We start from the raw sequence: 16,928 nt of genomic DNA on the forward strand, positions 1-16,928 counted from the left end.
CTATGATTCTGGTTATCGACAATTACGATTCGTTTACCTACAATCTTGTCCAATATCTTGGAGAGTTGGGAGCCGATCTTAAGATTTTTCGAAATGATGCCCTCACAATTGATGACATTCACCGCCTGGCACCTGAACGCATATTAATATCACCCGGCCCCTGTACACCTAACGAGGCGGGCATTTCTGTTGCCATCATCAAGCATTTTGCCGGCCGTCTCCCCGTCTTTGGCGTCTGTCTCGGGCATCAATCCCTGGCCTATGCATTTGGAGGTCAAATTATTCGAGCCCCCAGACTTATGCATGGGAAAACCTCCATGGTCCATCATGACGGAAAAACAATTTTTGAAGGCCTCCCGAATCCCTTTGAAGCGACCCGATATCATTCCTTAATCGTCAAGCGTGAAACCTTGCCCACGGGCTTTGAAATTTCAGCCGAAACCGTGGAAGGCGAAATCATGGGGCTTCGACATATCCCAACTGGAGCGGAAGGCGTGCAATTTCACCCTGAATCGATTCTCACCACGGCGGGGATGGACCTTTTGCGGAATTTTTTATTATTACCCGTCTGCTCTTCAACCGACCACTAAATCCAAGACCTCCCAGTCATCTGTCCATGAGCCTGTTCACATGCCCCTACTCAAAGACCACATCGCCAAATTAGCCGAGGGCCTCGACCTCACAGAACTCGAAGCGGAAGAAGCCATGCGGGAAATCATGCAAGGAGGGGCCACTGAGGCCCAAATCGCAGCCTACTTAATGGGCTTACGCATGAAAGGCGAAACGATCGATGAAATCACTGGATCAGTGCGAGCCATGCGCGAACGGGCGATTCGAATTCCTATTGCCGATCCTCAGGTAGTGGATACGTGTGGAACCGGTGGAGACAAAAGCCACACGTTCAATATCTCGACGGCCGCCGCCTTCGTCGTGGCGGGAGGGGGGATGACGGTTGCCAAACATGGGAATCGCTCCGTGTCCTCTCAATCAGGGAGTGCGGACGTGTTGGGTGCCCTTGGCGTGAATATCGACTTGTCCCCTGAAAAGGTGGCCGATTGCATCAATGAAATTGGCATTGGGTTTCTCTTCGCACCGCTTTATCACGGAGCCATGAAGCATTGCGCCAAACCGCGGTCGGAGCTCGGGATCCGTACCTTGATGAATATCATGGGACCACTGGCCAATCCGGCACGAGCCACGATCCAGATTCTGGGAGTGTATGATCAGGCTCTCAACGAAAAGTTGGCCCAGGTTCTATTGCGATTGGGCACACAACATTGCTTTGTCCTTCATGGGATGGACGGGTTGGATGAAATTTCATTAACCAGTCGCACAGGGATTGCTGAAGGAAAAAAAGGACGGGTACTGAGCTATTCCATCGGGCCGGAAGATTTCGGCCTTCACCCGGTTTCGCCCAAAGAACTGTTGGGAGGAACCGCGGAAGACAATGCCCAGATCATTCGAGAGATTTTTCGAGGACGAAAGGGCCCCAAAAGGGATATCGTCTTGATGAATGCCGCGCCGGCCTTTATCGCCTGCCAGAAAGCGACCTCGCTGAGAGAAGGATTCGAAGAAGCCGGTCGCGTGGTGGACAACGGAGCGGCATTTGAAAAGCTGGACAAACTCATTTCCCTGACCAAAAAGTTGGCAGCATGATTCTTTCTCGTATTCTCGAACATAAAAAAGCCGAATTGCGTCGAAAACAGAGTCGGGGATACCTGGCTGAGCTCAAGGGCCGGATTGTTGATCGAACGCGACCCCTGGGTTTTATTCAAGCATTGGAAAAGGGATTGACGTCGACCGCTCCGGCATTAATTGCCGAAGTCAAAAAAGCTTCGCCCAGTCAAGGCCTGATGCGACCGGAATTTCACGATCAGTTCGAGCCAGTGACCATCGCCTCTCAATATCGCGATCATGGAGCGAGTGCCCTATCGGTTCTTACCGATCAGGATTTCTTTCAGGGGAACTTGGAATATCTGCACAATGTCAAAGAGGCGATTCACCTCCCCACGCTCAATAAAGAATTTATGGTCGAGGAGATTCAATTTTATGAAGCCCGGGCCTATGGAGCAGACTGTGTTTTACTGATTGCGGCCGCGTTGGACCGATTCCAGCTTGAAGACTTTTTTACAGTTGCCCAAGAGTTATCGCTCGATGTGCTCATTGAAATCCATAATGAACGGGAATTAGATACTGTCCTTGAACGGGTGCCCTTGGCCAGACTGATCGGCATCAACAACCGGGATCTCAAAACCTTTCAAACTGATTTGAGTGTCACCGAACGGCTGGCCAAACGTATGCCACCGGACAGACTGATTGTTAGTGAAAGTGGCATCCACAACCGTGCACATGTTGAGCGGGTACTGGAAGCCGGAGCTAAAGCCATGTTGATCGGCGAGTCCTTATTGCGCGCAGACTCGATTCAAGCCAAAATTCAGGAATTATTACATCCCCCGGCTTCTCCAAAAAAAGAAGCATCCACCACTCGTTGGGTCTAGGATTCGATTGCGGGTGACTCTCGACTGTACCTGTTCTGTTACACCAAAAACCGGCCAAATTCATTGAGATGCCTCACTAGACAAGAAAAAAATGAGACTGAAGCCATATACCGTGGTTCTTACGAACCTCCCTAACAACCGGCGAATGTTTTTATGGCCACAAAAATAAAAATTTGCGGCATTACGAATCAGAAAGATGCCGAATTCGCAGTTCAGGAAGGGGCCGACGCATTGGGTTTTGTGTTTTACGCCCAAAGCCCTCGATATGTCCAACCTGCGACCGCCCAACATATCATTGCCAGCCTTCCCCCTTTTGTGGTGACGGTGGGTGTCTTCGTCAATCACGATCTCGATATGGTAAAACGCGTATTTGATGACTGCGGATTGAGTCTGGCACAACTGCACGGTGACGAATCTCCCGGTTTTTGTGAATCGTTACAGCGTCCAGTGCTACGCGCCATTCGGCTAAGGGATAGAAGCAGCTATCTCGCATTGGCAGAATGGAAAGGACGGATAGGCGTGAGAGGATTTATCATTGATGCATTTTCTCCTACCGCGTACGGAGGAACCGGGCACACGACCGATTGGTCACTTGCGGGCGAAGTAGCCAAAGCCGTTCCCATGCTGTTGGCCGGAGGACTCACTCCTGAAAATGTTCAAGAAGCTATTTGCCAGGTTCAACCCTATGGGGTCGATGTGAGTAGCGGTGTGGAACAGAGTCCTGGGCGTAAAGATCCGGCTAAAATTCGGGACTTTATCCAATCGGTTCGTCTTGTGTGTTAGCCATTCCATCGCTATACTCTCTTCTTTTTACGTCCTCTTTCAGTAAAGCGTTTCATGGCAATCACTCCCAACAAACACGGGCGCTTCGGACAATTCGGAGGCAAATATGCTCCGGAAATCCTGATGCCCGCCATCCATGAACTGGAACAGGCGTATCGTGCGGCTAAGAAAAGCCGGCCCTTCCAGCAGGAATTTCTGAATTGCCTGAAACAATTTGTCGGTCGTCCGACTTCCCTCTTCTTCGCTGAACGTCTCACCAAAACCCTTGGAGGAGCCAAGATTTACCTCAAAAGAGAAGACCTCTGTCATACCGGTGCGCATAAGATCAACAATACCGTCGGGCAGGCCCTACTCACCAGACGAATGAAAAAGAAACGGGTCATTGCCGAAACCGGTGCCGGACAGCATGGCGTCGCGGTGGCCACTGTGGCCGCTATGTTCGGTCTGGAGGCTGAAATTTACATGGGCACCGAGGATATGGAACGACAGGCATTGAATGTCTTCCGAATGCGGTTACTTGGATCTAAAGTGACGGGGGTGAATTCCGGAAGCCGCACACTCAAGGATGCCATCAGTGAGGCAATGCGGGACTGGACCACCAATGTAAGCACGACTCACTATTTGCTTGGGTCGGTCCTGGGCCCCCATCCCTACCCCATGATGGTTCGGGATTTTCAATCCGTGATTGGTCGGGAAACCCGAAAGCAAATCCTTGCACTGGAAGGTCGTTTGCCTCATTGCCTTGTTGCTTGTGTCGGCGGTGGCAGCAATAGCATTGGATTATTTTATCCATTCGTCAAAGATACCCAAGTCAAAATGGTCGGCGTAGAAGCCGGCGGGTACGGGATAGAAAGCGGGAAACATGCCGCGCGCTTTGCAGGAGGAAAACCCGGCGTTTTGCATGGCACGATGACCTATCTTCTCCAGAATGAGGATGGTCAGGTCAATCCCACCCATTCAGTGTCTGCGGGATTGGACTATCCGGCAGTCGGTCCTGAACACAGTTACTATCATGATACCGGACGCATCCGTTACACCTCCGCAACGGATGCTGAAGCCTTAGCCGCGTTCGACTTACTCGCCAAGGAAGAAGGCATCATTCCCGCATTGGAAAGTGCCCATGCGGTTGCAGAAGTCGTTAAGCTGGCACCCACGATGAAAAAGTCGCAGATCTTAATTATGAATCTCTCCGGGCGCGGAGATAAAGATGTTCAACAATTAGCCAAAATGCGCGGAATTCCTCTCTAGGAGAGGGCATACTCAGTGGACAGAGAATCACCAGGCCACGAAGGCCACCAGGTCCTCCGGTACATTGGAAATGTTCTGACATGAGCAATCGCATTCAAGCCACATTTGCACAACTCCACTCCAAGGGTGAAAAAGCCCTCATCCCATACATCATGGCTGGCGATCCGACCCTAGCGATGACGGAATCTCTTGTATTAGCGTTGGAACGGGGTGGGGCCGACCTGATCGAATTGGGTGTGCCATTTTCGGATCCTATCGCCGATGGTCCGGTGATTCAACAAGCAGCAGAACGGTCTCTGCGCTCAGGGACTACCCTTAAAAATATTCTTTTCACTGTCGCCAACCTGAGAAAAAAGACGTCTATTCCCCTTATTTTGATGACTTATTACAACAGCCTCATGGCCATGGGGATCCCGGATTTTTGTGCCACTGCCGTTGATGCGGGCATCGATGGCATCATCGTGCCGGATTTGCCTCCGGAAGAATCCGACCGTCTTTATCACGCCACTCAAGCAGCGGGAGGACCGGTGAGTATCTTTCTACTTGCTCCCACCAGCACGGCGGAACGACGACGAGCGGTGATCCAGCGATCACATGGATTTATTTATTATGTCTCTCTTACCGGCATTACCGGGGCCAAGCTGACCGATCTCAGCCTGGTGCGCCAAAGCGTCCAACAGCTGCAACGAGCCTCACGAAAACCTGTGGCAGTGGGATTTGGAATTGCCTCCGCCGAGCAGGCCAGAGAGGTTGGACAATTTGCGGATGGCGTCATTATTGGAAGCGCCCTGGTTCGATACATTAGCGAACACCATTTCGCCCCATCATTTCTCACCAACATTCAGGGCATGGCACAACAATGGAAATCCGTCCTCACGCCCGTCACAGCAAAACCGTCGGCTATCCTTAGGCAAAAGCCATAGGGCCCCTGCACCTTCCAAAATGCTGGTTGTGTTCAAACAGCAGCTTCAAAGGCCATAAGCGACTGAGTCATTCCTGATTGTCGGCGGCTCTTACTGCCACGGTTGGCTTGGAACTGAATCATCCCTTTCCTCATCCGGGTATGGAACTTTCCGACGAAGGGAAGCTTCACCAACTTCTTTAAAACAGGGAGGTGAGACGGCTTCTTCCAAAAAAAATTCCGCGAAGCTTCCACTCGAAGTTCAGCAGGAAAAGGGGCTGTCAGGCGCATCCCGCATCTTTCACGGATTCTTCCCCGTTTCGATGTCCAATCCACCCGTTAGAGGACAACAAGGTCAACGATTGAGAGACGCCCCTCAATGGTAGATCCAACCATCCTACATGGCCTTTCAGTATACAGCCGGACGAACTGCCCCATCCTCGTTTGCCAGATTGGCAAACTCTTGGGCCAATGCCTCAGCCCATCTAGTCTTAGAGCTGTCTACTCTTCTTTTAGGTTGAACTCCATTGAGGACCAGGACATGTATAACCCTGAAATGAAGACCCTTAGGAACGAACCACTTTCCCTTCCATGATGATGAGCCCTGGAACAATGAACCGATTGGTTGCTGTCGCATCCCCCTATATCATGTGGCTCCTTCTAGAGAAGAGGAAGATATCCGTCTCCCTCCTTATGCCGATTTCCAGAAAAATCCGGCAAATCTTTTTACCTAGCCCGGGCAGTCCTTGCCTGGTGTCAAAATTTACACAGCACCAAAAAGGTAAAACTTACCAGGTTTTCAAGGATTTTATGCCATCCAGTCTCCGAAACTTTTGGCATGGTTCTTGGTTTAGTAAACAGCATCGAAATGCCAAAACGTCCATAATTAACAAGGGGTTGTTCATGGGTGAAACCGAATACCTAGACAAGGAAGATCAGGAAAAAGCGGTGGAAATTCGCATTGAAGATGTTATTTATCGCTCTGATGAAAGTCCTGCGGTCGTGCTGGCGATCAAACGCACCTGCTCCTTGAGTGGAGAATGCAAAGTCGGACATGTCACGTTGGGACATGAAAATACCCTTCGTTTATATCTAGAAACCTAATCATGCAATGACTGTCCTCAATGCGTTCTTGCATTACGCCTATCGATCAACTCCATGCTCTTATCCTGGCTTCATGTTCACATCCCCAAAGGTTTTGGCAAAGCGAGATTACATTGATCAGGGAGCAATCGGCAAAGCTCTCATGTCTCAAGTGTTTTATAAGAGTTGACTAGGCCATTCCTGGAAGACTCACCGCTTATCCCCACTATGAATCTCGATAATTTCAGGAGTAAGGCCGGTATCCGTCAAATGAAGACGGGCCACGGAAATCGGGAGAGTAAACCGACGAGGGCCTGCACTGCCAGGATTCAGGTAGAGTATTCCCTTACGTCTCTCGGCAGAGGGACGATGAGAATGACCAAAAATAACGGCAGAAAATTCCGAGGCAACCGGATCTACATCCAAGTGATCCAGTTCATGCACAACATAAAAACAATACGATTGATGTTCGACAACATTCGTCAGGGGAATCTTCTCAGCCCAAGGGTCCTGATCATTATTTCCACGGACGGCAATCACCGGAGCAATCGCCTCCAGTGACTTCAGGACGCCAGGGCTTCCGATGTCTCCGGCGTGGATAATCAATTCCGCACCGGTCAAAGCCGCAATTATTTGGGGACGCACTAATCCGTGCGTGTCAGAAATAATCCCGATCATCTTCTCTTGCTTACTCCATACTCTCATCCTACAAGTCAGGATTCTATTGTCGGTCTATCCCCCGTTTTGTAAAATTCCCCGTAATGGCGTTGGCCGCACTCCGGACAAAAACCATGGGTAAAGTGGGCGTTGGATCGATCACCAATAAATTGTTCGAGCGGTTGCCAGTTATTGTTGTCATCACGAATCTTTTTGCAAAAACTGCAAATAGGAAGACAACCCTCCAATACGTTGACTCTGTTGGCTAAGGCTCGTGTTTGCATAGCGGTTCGACTGACCAGGAATGCCGCCCCGCCCAGGACAAGGATTCTGATCACCGTGTTAATGGAGGCATCTAATATGGTGAGGGAAACCGACCAAAACTGTATATTAAAAAGTAATCTGATAAGAGACAACGTCACAGCAAATGTCAGTCCCCAGGAAAATCCCCTATACCAGGAGGCGAGCGACACCGGAATCAAATACAAAATAGGAAACTGAATGGTTGGACCTGCCAGGTAATCACCAAGCAAAATTACGAGGACCAACGCACTCAGATAGGCGGGAAATAATGTTGGGTGTGTGCAGGCCTCCTTCCAAAAGGCTGTTTTGGGAGGAAGGTTAGGAAATAACTGAAAAGGCGGCATAGGCCTAAACAGAATTGGGTAAAAGAAAAATCTTTTGAGTGATCATAGCATAAGCGTCATATGTCGAGCATGGCGTTCTGGATCATATTATCCGCCCGCCCCGCCCCTTACCTGGAGGACCTTGTGCGATGATTGATGGTGAAACCCATGGGCAACCAGATCAATCTGCTCAGGCTAAAGGAAAAGACCTGTCCTCCTTCGGGAATCTGACCATCCCCGTTTGTGAATCCCATTGAACCTTCCATGGCTCATCTATCGGAGTAGCTTTTTCTGGAAAGCCCACATCATTCAGAACGCACCGGTGTTCCTCAATCCCCTATGGGAACTCCGGACAGTCAGGCGTGGATAGCGCTTATCCCTGGAAATGGTATAGTAATAAATACAACGGTCACGGTTATAAGGGCTGCGTGGCATTGTCGCAGCCTTTTTTATCAGGCAAAGACCATTATGAGGAATCCCGTTTCATTCCTGGGCTGGATTATATTCTCCATGGATCCCCGATGCGAATGACGCTTCCGGAAAGGTAAGAGAGTCAGTGAAAACTTCCCATCCAGTGTTCGACCACGCCGATGAAATGAAAGAAAGTCCTCTCTTCCAACAACCCAGTAATGGGCAAACGCGACCGCCCACCTTATTTATCATATTTGGGGCCCAGGGAGATCTCACGAAGAGAAAATTGATTCCCGCGTTATATAACCTGGCCTCAAGTCATCATCTCCCTCAAGAATTTGCCATCCTTGGCATAGATGGGATTCCCATGCATACGGATGAGTTTCGGGAGAAGATCCGTCAGGACATCGATGAGTTATGTCCCCGCCCCATCGATGCCTCCATCAAAGAATGGCTCCTTGATCGCCTGCATTATCTGTCAGGGGATTTCCGGGATCCTCAAACCTACGAACGCCTTCAGTCTCTGTTGACACAATTAAATACCGCCCATGGGACCCAGGGAAATTTTCTCTATTACATGGCCACCGCTCCAACATTTTTTGCGGAAATCGTTGCGCAATTGGGCGCCAAGGGATTAGTCGAACACCGAAAAGATTTTTCCCGTCGTATCGTCATTGAAAAACCCTTCGGTCATGATTTGCCATCGGCACGGTCGCTCAATCAAGCTCTGAGACAGGTGCTCGATGAAAGTCAGATTTACCGGATCGATCATTATCTTGGCAAAGAAACTGTTCAAAACATTTTAATATTCCGCTTTGCGAACGGCATCTTTGAACCAATCTGGAACCGTCAATATATTGATCATGTCCAAATCACGGTTGCGGAAACGTTAGGGGTTGAGCATCGCGGAGCCTATTATGAAAAAGCCGGTGCGCTCCGAGACATGGTCTCCAATCACCTCCTGCAAATCTTGGCTTTCGTGGCGATGGAACCACCGAATACATTTGATCCCGAAGCGGTCAGAAACGAGAAAGCCAAGGTGCTCCGTGCCATCCAGCCAATGAACCCCGTCGAGGTTTTGCAATCAACAGTTGCCGGACAATATGAGGCCGGATCGATTAATGGTCACAGTGTCCTTCCCTATCGAATGGAGAAGGATGTCGATCCAGCTTCCTTGACGGAAACCTTCGCCGCAATGACCTTAGGTATTGAAAGTTGGCGCTGGGAAGGCGTGCCCTTTTATCTGCGGACCGGCAAACGGTTGCACACCCGGGTCACCGAAGTGGTCATTCAGTTTAAATCTGCCCCGCTGATGTTATTTCGTAAAACTCCCGTCGACCGACTCACGCCGAACGTCCTCGTCATTCGCATTCAACCGGATGAAGGCATTTCCCTCAGTTTTGGGGCCAAAATTCCAGGTCCCAAAGTCAAGGTCGGGACGGTGGATATGGATTTCCAATATGCGGAATATTTCGGTGATGCCCCGAGCACGGGCTATGAGACGCTCCTGCACGACGTGATGGCTGGAGATGCCACACTTTTTCAGCGAAGTGATAGCGTCGAGGTGGGCTGGAGTATCGTCGATCCCATTGTCAAAGTGTGGGAAAGCCTGGGCTCGCATGCCATTCGTCCCTATAGCTCAGGGAGCTGGGGACCGCCGGAAGCGGATGCCTTGCTGGCCAGGGACGGCCGAATGTGGAGAAACCACGGATAAGGAAATCGTTGAATGTCGGCGAATGTCACCTGCTGTTAAAATCGATGCGTTTCAGAAAAATTGGCTTTCAGCCTCATCAAGGGCGGTCACTCATATTTTTCACGCGACAATCGGCCTAACCGGAGTCAGTATCATTCCTGATCGTGGTCCCAGGCCGGATAAGACAACTTTTCCTTGTTCACACTTGAACGTGTGTCCAGTAAGCTGGTCCTCAAGCCATTGGGGGGTCTTCCCCACCCACTGGGCAATATCAATGTGAATGGAGGTGGGGTGATCATCATTATGAATAAGGATAAAACCAAAGGTTCTTTGCGTCTTTCTCAAAAAGACACAACACTGTTGACTTGAGAGTACCTGGACCACAGTCCAGTTCCCTTCTCGAAATATTGGAAAAGATTTCCGGATTGCAATTAGCTGTTTGGTGTAATTCCGCAACTCATGATTCCATTTACGGTGATTCCATTCCATGCCCCGACGATTGTCGGGGTCCTTCCCTCCCTTCATTCCGATTTCATCCCCATAATACAAGGCCGGAATCCCTGGATAGACAAACTGAAACAACATGGCTAACTTCAGGCGTAACATATTTCCCCGGGCTAAATCATAAAGACGTTCAGTGTCATGGGACCCTAACACGTTCATCATCGCTAAGGTCTTCTCCCATGGATACATCCGGAGGAGCTTACTCACGCGAGACACGAATGCCCTGGTTGAAATAGAACCGTGAATAAAGTAGTCCAAGATGATCTGACGGAGTACGTAGTTCGTTCCACCGTCAAATTGTCCATCCCGAATCCAGGAACAACCAGGACCCCAGATTTCCGCCACCATATACGAGGACGGATTTATGGTTTTCACCTCCTGCCAGAGCGCCTTCCAAAACCGATGCCCACGGACATCAGCCACCGCATCCAACCGCCATCCATCGATACCCTGACTTGTCCAATAAGCTGCGACGTCCAGAAAATACCGACGGGTGGCAGGATTGGCTAAATTGAGAATGGGCATGAAAGGCCGTTCCTGCCAACCCCGGTAACGAAACCGCCCGAACGCATTGACCGGAAATTGTGTAATGAAAAACCAGGAGGTGAAGGGGGAAGCCGGACCACGTTCCATGACATCATAAAAGGGAAAGAATCCCCGGCCGCAATGATTGAATACGCCATCCAACAATACGCGAATGCCATTCGCATGAGCTCTGGATAACAGAGTCTGAAAATCAGCCAATGTACCAAGACGGGGATCAATCCTATAGTAATCATAAGTATTGTATCGATGATTGGCCGAGGCACAAAAAATGGGGGCCAGATAAATCAGATTGACTCCAAGGTCCAGAAGATAATCAAAACGCTCAGTGATTCCTCGCAGCGTACCTCCCATAAATCCATGTGCTGTGGGCTTGGATCCCCAGGATACGAAACCAGATCCTTGCTTGGGCAGTTGGCTATCCCGCGCAAACCGGTCAGGAAAGATCTGATAGATTATGGCCTCACGCGTCCAGGATATGTCAGAAGCAGACTGATGACGTCTCATAGATTTACAATCAAAAACTCTTTCACGGGTAGGAGATGAACATTGGTGTGCAAAGAAAAAACGAAACCCGGAGTCATAAGAAACTCCGGGCTAGAGGAAGAGGAAGAAATCCGGCGGCAATCGTTCAAAACTAACGTCTAACAACACGAGCCTACACTGGGAGAACACCCACAGCTGGCACACCCGAAGGACTGACAACAATCCACGCAATCGCAGCCACAGGTCATTTGACACCCATATCCATGAGATCCATGAAAATGATCGCCGGCCCCGTGGGGGTGGCCCCATCCTGGGTGTCCATGATGATATTCAGAGCTGGCTAACCCCTGAAGAAACCGTAATCCGACCCCCAACCCAGAGTTCAGAAGATCCATCCCCAACTTCAAGGTTTCCCCTACCCGGTTAGCGATCTCTCCACCCGTTTCACCCGCAGGTTGGCCTGAGGCAGGATGCAAACCAGTCATCTGGGGAATCTGAGGTAAGAAACCGGTCATAGGGGGAAGTGGCCATCCCATCGGCATGTGAGGCATTCCTGTCGCACCCGTGCCGAACTGCGGGCCACGGGGTTCCATTCCCGGAGCGTGTTGGATTCGTTTTTTATATTCCTGGAATTCCACTTTGGCTTTGTTCGCTGCGCCGACCTTTTTCTCTTTTGATGAACCTTTTGGGGTTGCCGCCATCATCATCTCCTGGTTAAACCGGTTAACAACTAAAGACTTCACACCATCGAACCCTGGCCGTCATGTTGACGACCAGGACCGTCAAATGGGCACCTGGCTTGGTGGTGATAATTCCTTCCTTAATTTGATAGCCGTCCTGAGGGTTGGCCTGTTTCATCCAGCCTAGAGTCGTTTTTTCGCTGTCCTGTACGACCACAAAAACTAACGCAGGTGCAGTCGATGCGGCATTCGTCGGGGTATATTCAATGGAAAGATGCACGCAACATCCTCCCCCAATAAAGGCCTTGCCGATTCCGGCTTTTCCTCGCACATCCACCTCACCGACAATCGGAGCCACGGCTGCCTTCGTTTCTGCGTTCCTGCCAGGTGTCTCGCCGGCTGACATCTCAACCGGAGCCGTGAACATGGCCATTGCACGGACTCGTTGGAGGACCATGGAATTGGGATCTGTCTTTCCGTCGACACTGGTGTCCGCTTCAACCAGCAATTCCTTGGCTTCCTTCCGGCATTCCCGAAGCCCACAACAACATTTAGCCCTGGGATGGCAACAACCAGGACAAAACCCGGGGCCCCCATGCTGAAAGTGTGGTCCGGAAAAGGCTCCGGCATTAGAATACGCATGAGCGGGAATTCCAGAAAACATCGGCTGAGTGTAATTCATTGGTGTGCCCTTCCTTAATCTTTCCTCAAATTGAATAGCCCTTCAAAAGGCAATAGGCCTCCGATTGAAAGATCCCGATCCGATCAACAGCAGACTGTTTCGCACCAGCGCAATCGGGCCATCGCCTCCGTCGTTTCCAACGTCACCCTAGCCCCTGGCTCGATGGACAGCAAATGCGATTTCACATGATAGCCGTCAGTGATTGAGGTTTCCTGCCATGTTGAGGTACTCCCATCAAGGTCCACAGTGACCTTGACCAAGGGGGAAGTCGCCCCGGCATCCGGCGCGTATTCCAGTGTCAATGAGGCGTTGGTGGTTCCTCCGATCAACACTTCTTTCATGCCGGTTGCGCTGTCCACACTGACTTCCTGAGGAAGAGGCATGGAATGGGTGGCCTGAGCTCCCCAGCCGTACGCGGGATACCCGACGGACGGGTAATATGGCATCGGCATCAGGACCGGATACCCCACTGGAACCATGCTGCGATGACCAGCCGTGTGATAATGCGGTGACGAATGGTGGGACGTCGAAACACAGCAATGCGGTAAATGGTGATGCATTAGGAATCTCCTTGGTTAGAGTCCGATGCTTTCGTCAAATCCTGGGTAATCTTCAACACATCTTCCACAATCTGGAAGCCCGTATTGACCACGGTATTGACCATGTCGGCCATTTTTTGAGGGATATGATTCTCTAGGATTTGTGTGGAAGTCTGATTGATGAGTTTGTTGACGGATTCTATAACGGTGGCCATGTCGGGTACCTTTCTCCGGACGGGTTGGAATCCCTGCCGGTGATCAAATTGGACATTTTTCCGATGCGGGGCCTGTCGACGTGAATGATCCTTCAGCATGGCCCCTGGCCAGCCGAAGAACTTTGGTCATCACCTCGAGGCTCCAGTTTAAACTTTGCCAAGGACTCATCAGCATGCGACTTGACGCTTTCGCACTACTGGTTACTGCGTCGACAGCCAGACTCAGAGGCCCCGTCACTAATCCTTTTTCGTCTAATTGTAACATAGCCAGCCAGGCCGCCGGATTACGTGGCATCGCATGAAACAAGGCTTGCGGAACAAGACAGATATTCTGAGAAAGGACCCCGCTGAACACTCCACTACAGAATTCTTGAAATTGCCGGTCATGCGTGGTCATCCGAGCAATGTTGGCAAGGACAAACAGACAGAATTCTTTCAAATCGGGATTTTTGGCTACGGATAAAAATAATTCCCCCGTCCGCCAGTCTAACTCAAATTGTTGTTCCCATTGCGTTTGGTATTGTTGAAGGACACGGACGGAACAATCCCCACTCAACACGGCCTGATGCGCGGTTTCGGCAGCTAAATACGCCCCTTCCATCGCTTTATGAATACCTCCGCCATTCAGCGGATCAGCTTGATTAGCCGCGTCACCCACCAGCATCACCCGATCTGCCACGATAGCCTTGGGTTTAAAAAATGAGACAGCCCCACCTGAAACGGCTCCGCACCGTGAGGCATGACGCAAGAGGTGGCCCAGATCCTGATCCAGAAAATCTTGGAACACCTGCTTCAGATTCGGGATCATGGGAAACGGCTTATCAAACGCGTACCCCAACCCGATATTGGCAAAGCCGTCATCGTCCACAAAGACCCAGGCATACCCGGGGAAAAAACGCTCATCGAAATACACCTTGATCTGGGCGCCTTCAGCCTCCACATTTTGGTAATAGGCTCGGAGTGAAAGGGCGGTCGCTCCATTTTTTAAGACATTCCCGATAGAGCGGGACACGACGGAACTCACGCCGTCTGCCCCGATAACAATTTTTCCCTGTACTTCCATGCGCTGCCCTTTATGATCCAGGATAACGCGGGCATGATCGGGAGTCTGGTAAATTTCTCGAACAAGTGAGTTCGCTTGGAATTCGGCTCCGGAGGCCACGGCATGTTGAAGAAGAATGTGATCAAAACGCCGGCGATCCAACAACACGCAAAAATCAGGATACTGCGTGGTATTCGGAAACCCTCCGGTCAGCAGTAATTTCCCGTTAATAAAGAGGTCGCACGTTTTAATGCAGGATTTCGTGTGAGTCAGCACTTCGTCGATACAGCCCAACTGGTCCAGCCAATATAAAGCTTGAGGGGTCAACCCATCCCCACAGACCTTATCCCGCGGAAAATCCGATCGATCAAGGATTAAGGTCGACAGCCCCTTCCGTGCCGTAAACGCCGCGGTGCTGCTCCCTCCCGGTCCGGCTCCAACTACAATCACATCATACGTCATCGATTCTCCCGTCAACCATCCCTATGGGAAGAATAACTCTCATTCGAGAGCTTCTCCCCCTTTACGTTGCCGACGTCACCAATAATTTCACCGGGATTTCGATTGCCTGTTCGGACATCACAACAATACGTCCATGATAAATGTCCGGCGGAAGGCCGGCGGGAATCACACCTTTCAAAATAAATTTTTCGAAGTCCATCGGTTCAATCGTTTTCGTTCCAGGGCTGACCGTGAAGCCTTTGCAAGGAAATACCTGTCCTTGAGTCGATCCGATAAATCCGTCGACCTTCAACTTGACGTTCTTGGCCGCGTCCATCGAATCATTATTAATAGAAAATGACACATGCACAGATTGCCCTGGATTAAGTGGTAAACGATTCGCGATGTAATAGGCGGGATCCTGGGGTTCGATGCCTTCGGGATGTTCCGGGGAAGGCCCCGGAACAGTCGAATCATGTGATCTGGAGGACGAGGGAGCGGATTCCTGAGATGAAGCGGTGGCGGCGTCCATGACCCCGGAAAATTTCTCCAGCACGGATTCCTGCATCATCGTTCCAAAACGGTTGATGAGGGTCAAGCCCAAACTCAAACCCGCTTCAGCCAGATCCAATCCTTTCGCAAACGTCGTGCCGATTTGATCGCCATGCCCGAACATCGAATCCTCCGATTTGGTGTTTTGGTCCGCGTGAGCAGACGCTTGGGCTGTCGACTTTCTTTGAGTTGAAGATCGCCGTGACGGAGATTTTTTCTTACTGTTTTTACTGGTCGTAGCCTTGCTCTCGGACTTCATGCTCAGGACTCCAAAGACAATGTGCGTATTAACAACATGAATGGCACGTACAGGGTGAAGGTTGGCACTGCACACAATAATGGTGCTGGACAACCGGTTCACACCCACAACGCATCGTACAGGCGCATCCGTGAGGACATGGTGGCTCCTGCCAGATGAGCCCGTGCATGAATTGCCGGAACAATTGGGCACCAGCACCGACCAGATGGAAGGCCAGGCCAATAGCCTGACCAGTGGTCTGGCCCATTCTAGTAGCCCCATCATGTCCATGCTTTGAGTATGAGCATTGCGAATGTACACAGGACATAGGTTAATTCTCCCCGCTGCTGACAGCACTATCCATGACATCCATCTGAACCACGGCCTTAGTCATCGGAAAGGTTCGTGAAGGCACATTTCCCACTTTCAATCCACCCGAAGAGACTTGTCTGTCCCCTCCGTACTCACTTCCAGGTCTGAAACCCTCTCTGCTTATAGGCCGCCCCGCAGAGGTCCCGGGTTTTGACTGATGAGACGAAGGCATGGGCTGACAAGGTGATCCTGTAACCACGACCCGCGAGCCCTTGCGAACGGATCGAGATGGAATACCCGGATTGCCGGCTGCCGCCACCTGAGGAAAGCTTTGCGCGGGAATACGCGATTGCTCACGCCTGACCTTATCCCTTGGGGAAACCATGGTCCGTCCCTCCAGATTGAGGCGGAGGAATTCAATTCCTAAAACCCGTGCGCGTAACGTGTAGCTGGAGGGAAGACAAAAATCCTGATGAAGTCCGATCGACACAGGGGGCAAGCGCCGGATATTCATATCAACCGCAGGGAGTTGCCGGAGAGACAAATTGACGGTTGGCAGGTTGGTCACATTGAACTGTTCAACACGGACCGGATCCAGGTTGCGAACTTCATTGATGCGGAGGGATTCAATCGTCAGGGGATCAATATGATTCAGTTCTTTAATGTGAACGGCGGCCGGGGCAATTTGTCGAACTTCGCTGATCACAAGCGGATCAACATTACTCAGTTCACTGATCCGCAATTTATCGAGATTTTTTGCTTCTTTAATTTTTATGTCGCCCATATGGATGCCC

Annotated in this window: 19 protein-coding genes; 9 read left to right on the forward strand and 10 right to left on the reverse strand. The window is 50.7% G+C overall.

What is annotated here, in order from left to right; all coding sequences use genetic code 11:
- Positions 1-2: 2 nt before the first annotated feature.
- From H6750_10020 to H6750_10050, 7 genes are all read left to right on the forward strand, one after another.
- Positions 3-590: an aminodeoxychorismate/anthranilate synthase component II gene (locus H6750_10020; protein ID MCB9774644.1), complete on the forward strand. Its 588-nt coding sequence runs from the start codon at positions 3-5 to the stop codon at positions 588-590.
- Positions 591-630: 40 nt separating this feature from the next.
- Positions 631-1,656, forward strand: a complete 1,026-nt coding sequence (gene trpD / locus H6750_10025) for an anthranilate phosphoribosyltransferase (protein ID MCB9774645.1) — start codon at positions 631-633, stop codon at positions 1,654-1,656.
- A complete protein-coding gene (trpC, locus tag H6750_10030) occupies positions 1,653-2,498 on the forward strand; it encodes an indole-3-glycerol phosphate synthase TrpC (GenBank protein MCB9774646.1) in 846 nt (281 codons plus the stop codon). Before trpD ends, trpC begins: the two co-directional genes overlap by 4 nt.
- Positions 2,499-2,651: 153 nt before the next feature.
- Positions 2,652-3,281, forward strand: a complete 630-nt coding sequence (locus H6750_10035) for a phosphoribosylanthranilate isomerase (protein MCB9774647.1) — start codon at positions 2,652-2,654, stop codon at positions 3,279-3,281.
- Positions 3,282-3,335: 54 nt separating this feature from the next.
- The gene (gene trpB, locus H6750_10040) at positions 3,336-4,529 is read left to right on the forward strand and encodes a tryptophan synthase subunit beta (GenBank protein ID MCB9774648.1); all 1,194 of its coding nucleotides are present in this window, start codon (positions 3,336-3,338) and stop codon (positions 4,527-4,529) included.
- Positions 4,530-4,609: 80 nt separating this feature from the next.
- Positions 4,610-5,452 (forward strand): tryptophan synthase subunit alpha, encoded by an 843-nt coding sequence (locus H6750_10045; GenBank protein MCB9774649.1) that lies wholly within the window; start codon positions 4,610-4,612, stop codon positions 5,450-5,452.
- 881 nt (positions 5,453-6,333) lie between these two features.
- Positions 6,334-6,534, forward strand: a complete 201-nt coding sequence (locus H6750_10050) for a hypothetical protein (GenBank protein MCB9774650.1) — start codon at positions 6,334-6,336, stop codon at positions 6,532-6,534.
- A gap of 189 nt (positions 6,535-6,723) precedes the next feature.
- Here the strand turns inward: H6750_10050 and H6750_10055 are convergent, their stop codons facing one another.
- Both H6750_10055 and H6750_10060 read right to left on the reverse strand, forming a co-directional pair.
- A complete protein-coding gene (locus H6750_10055) occupies positions 6,724-7,218 on the reverse strand; it encodes a metallophosphoesterase family protein (GenBank protein MCB9774651.1) in 495 nt (164 codons plus the stop codon).
- 8 nt (positions 7,219-7,226) lie between these two features.
- Positions 7,227-7,817 (reverse strand): hypothetical protein, encoded by a 591-nt coding sequence (locus H6750_10060; protein ID MCB9774652.1) that lies wholly within the window; start codon positions 7,815-7,817, stop codon positions 7,227-7,229.
- 574 nt (positions 7,818-8,391) lie between these two features.
- Between H6750_10060 and H6750_10065 the strand changes: the two genes are divergently transcribed.
- Positions 8,392-9,921: a glucose-6-phosphate dehydrogenase gene (locus H6750_10065; GenBank protein ID MCB9774653.1), complete on the forward strand. Its 1,530-nt coding sequence runs from the start codon at positions 8,392-8,394 to the stop codon at positions 9,919-9,921.
- Between the two features lie 99 nt (positions 9,922-10,020).
- On the opposite strand, the gene H6750_10070 is transcribed toward H6750_10065, so the two are convergent.
- The 7 genes from H6750_10070 to H6750_10100 form a co-directional block, all read right to left on the reverse strand.
- Positions 10,021-11,454 (reverse strand): glycoside hydrolase family 13 protein, encoded by a 1,434-nt coding sequence (locus tag H6750_10070; GenBank protein MCB9774654.1) that lies wholly within the window; start codon positions 11,452-11,454, stop codon positions 10,021-10,023.
- A 137-nt stretch (positions 11,455-11,591) separates the two neighbouring features.
- Positions 11,592-12,176, reverse strand: coding sequence for a hypothetical protein (locus tag H6750_10075; protein MCB9774655.1), 585 nt, complete (start codon positions 12,174-12,176; stop codon positions 11,592-11,594).
- Positions 12,157-12,795 carry a hypothetical protein gene (locus H6750_10080; GenBank protein ID MCB9774656.1) on the reverse strand — a complete coding sequence of 213 codons (639 nt, stop codon included), beginning with the start codon at positions 12,793-12,795 and terminating at the stop codon, positions 12,157-12,159. Before H6750_10080 ends, H6750_10075 begins: the two co-directional genes overlap by 20 nt.
- Positions 12,796-12,878: 83 nt before the next feature.
- Complete coding sequence (locus H6750_10085; protein MCB9774657.1) at positions 12,879-13,355, reverse strand: hypothetical protein; 477 nt, start codon at positions 13,353-13,355, stop codon at positions 12,879-12,881.
- Positions 13,355-13,549, reverse strand: a complete 195-nt coding sequence (locus tag H6750_10090; GenBank protein ID MCB9774658.1) for a hypothetical protein — start codon at positions 13,547-13,549, stop codon at positions 13,355-13,357. Before H6750_10090 ends, H6750_10085 begins: the two co-directional genes overlap by 1 nt.
- Before the next feature lie 43 nt (positions 13,550-13,592).
- The gene (locus H6750_10095) at positions 13,593-15,053 is read right to left on the reverse strand and encodes an NAD(P)/FAD-dependent oxidoreductase (GenBank protein ID MCB9774659.1); all 1,461 of its coding nucleotides are present in this window, start codon (positions 15,051-15,053) and stop codon (positions 13,593-13,595) included.
- A 61-nt stretch (positions 15,054-15,114) separates the two neighbouring features.
- Positions 15,115-15,843 carry a hypothetical protein gene (locus tag H6750_10100; GenBank protein MCB9774660.1) on the reverse strand — a complete coding sequence of 243 codons (729 nt, stop codon included), beginning with the start codon at positions 15,841-15,843 and terminating at the stop codon, positions 15,115-15,117.
- 61 nt (positions 15,844-15,904) lie between these two features.
- On the opposite strand from H6750_10100, the gene H6750_10105 reads away from it, so the two are divergent.
- Positions 15,905-16,120, forward strand: a complete 216-nt coding sequence (locus tag H6750_10105) for a hypothetical protein (GenBank protein ID MCB9774661.1) — start codon at positions 15,905-15,907, stop codon at positions 16,118-16,120.
- Between the two features lie 33 nt (positions 16,121-16,153).
- Here H6750_10105 and H6750_10110 read toward each other — a convergent pair whose 3' ends face one another.
- The gene (locus tag H6750_10110; protein ID MCB9774662.1) at positions 16,154-16,918 is read right to left on the reverse strand and encodes a hypothetical protein; all 765 of its coding nucleotides are present in this window, start codon (positions 16,916-16,918) and stop codon (positions 16,154-16,156) included.
- Positions 16,919-16,928: the final 10 nt, after the last annotated feature.

This window comes from Nitrospiraceae bacterium (genome assembly GCA_020632595.1).
Classification (GTDB): domain Bacteria; phylum Nitrospirota; class Nitrospiria; order Nitrospirales; family UBA8639; genus Nitrospira_E.

What these genes read in the sequence shown, in the direction of transcription:
- H6750_10020 (MCB9774644.1), top strand. Translation starts at nt 3, where the DNA reads ATGATTCTGGTTATCGACAATTACGATTCGTTTACCTACAATCTTGTC.
- trpD (MCB9774645.1), top strand. Translation starts at nt 631, where the DNA reads ATGCCCCTACTCAAAGACCACATCGCCAAATTAGCCGAGGGCCTCGAC.
- trpC (MCB9774646.1), top strand. Translation starts at nt 1,653, where the DNA reads ATGATTCTTTCTCGTATTCTCGAACATAAAAAAGCCGAATTGCGTCGA.
- H6750_10035 (MCB9774647.1), top strand. Translation starts at nt 2,652, where the DNA reads ATGGCCACAAAAATAAAAATTTGCGGCATTACGAATCAGAAAGATGCC.
- trpB (MCB9774648.1), top strand. Translation starts at nt 3,336, where the DNA reads ATGGCAATCACTCCCAACAAACACGGGCGCTTCGGACAATTCGGAGGC.
- H6750_10045 (MCB9774649.1), top strand. Translation starts at nt 4,610, where the DNA reads ATGAGCAATCGCATTCAAGCCACATTTGCACAACTCCACTCCAAGGGT.
- H6750_10050 (MCB9774650.1), top strand. Translation starts at nt 6,334, where the DNA reads ATGGGTGAAACCGAATACCTAGACAAGGAAGATCAGGAAAAAGCGGTG.
- H6750_10055 (MCB9774651.1), bottom strand. Translation starts at nt 7,218, where the DNA reads ATGAGAGTATGGAGTAAGCAAGAGAAGATGATCGGGATTATTTCTGAC.
- H6750_10060 (MCB9774652.1), bottom strand. Translation starts at nt 7,817, where the DNA reads ATGCCGCCTTTTCAGTTATTTCCTAACCTTCCTCCCAAAACAGCCTTT.
- H6750_10065 (MCB9774653.1), top strand. Translation starts at nt 8,392, where the DNA reads ATGAAAGAAAGTCCTCTCTTCCAACAACCCAGTAATGGGCAAACGCGA.
- H6750_10070 (MCB9774654.1), bottom strand. Translation starts at nt 11,454, where the DNA reads ATGAGACGTCATCAGTCTGCTTCTGACATATCCTGGACGCGTGAGGCC.
- H6750_10080 (MCB9774656.1), bottom strand. Translation starts at nt 12,795, where the DNA reads ATGAATTACACTCAGCCGATGTTTTCTGGAATTCCCGCTCATGCGTAT.
- H6750_10085 (MCB9774657.1), bottom strand. Translation starts at nt 13,355, where the DNA reads ATGCATCACCATTTACCGCATTGCTGTGTTTCGACGTCCCACCATTCG.
- H6750_10090 (MCB9774658.1), bottom strand. Translation starts at nt 13,549, where the DNA reads ATGGCCACCGTTATAGAATCCGTCAACAAACTCATCAATCAGACTTCC.
- H6750_10095 (MCB9774659.1), bottom strand. Translation starts at nt 15,053, where the DNA reads ATGACGTATGATGTGATTGTAGTTGGAGCCGGACCGGGAGGGAGCAGC.
- H6750_10100 (MCB9774660.1), bottom strand. Translation starts at nt 15,843, where the DNA reads ATGAAGTCCGAGAGCAAGGCTACGACCAGTAAAAACAGTAAGAAAAAA.
- H6750_10110 (MCB9774662.1), bottom strand. Translation starts at nt 16,918, where the DNA reads ATGGGCGACATAAAAATTAAAGAAGCAAAAAATCTCGATAAATTGCGG.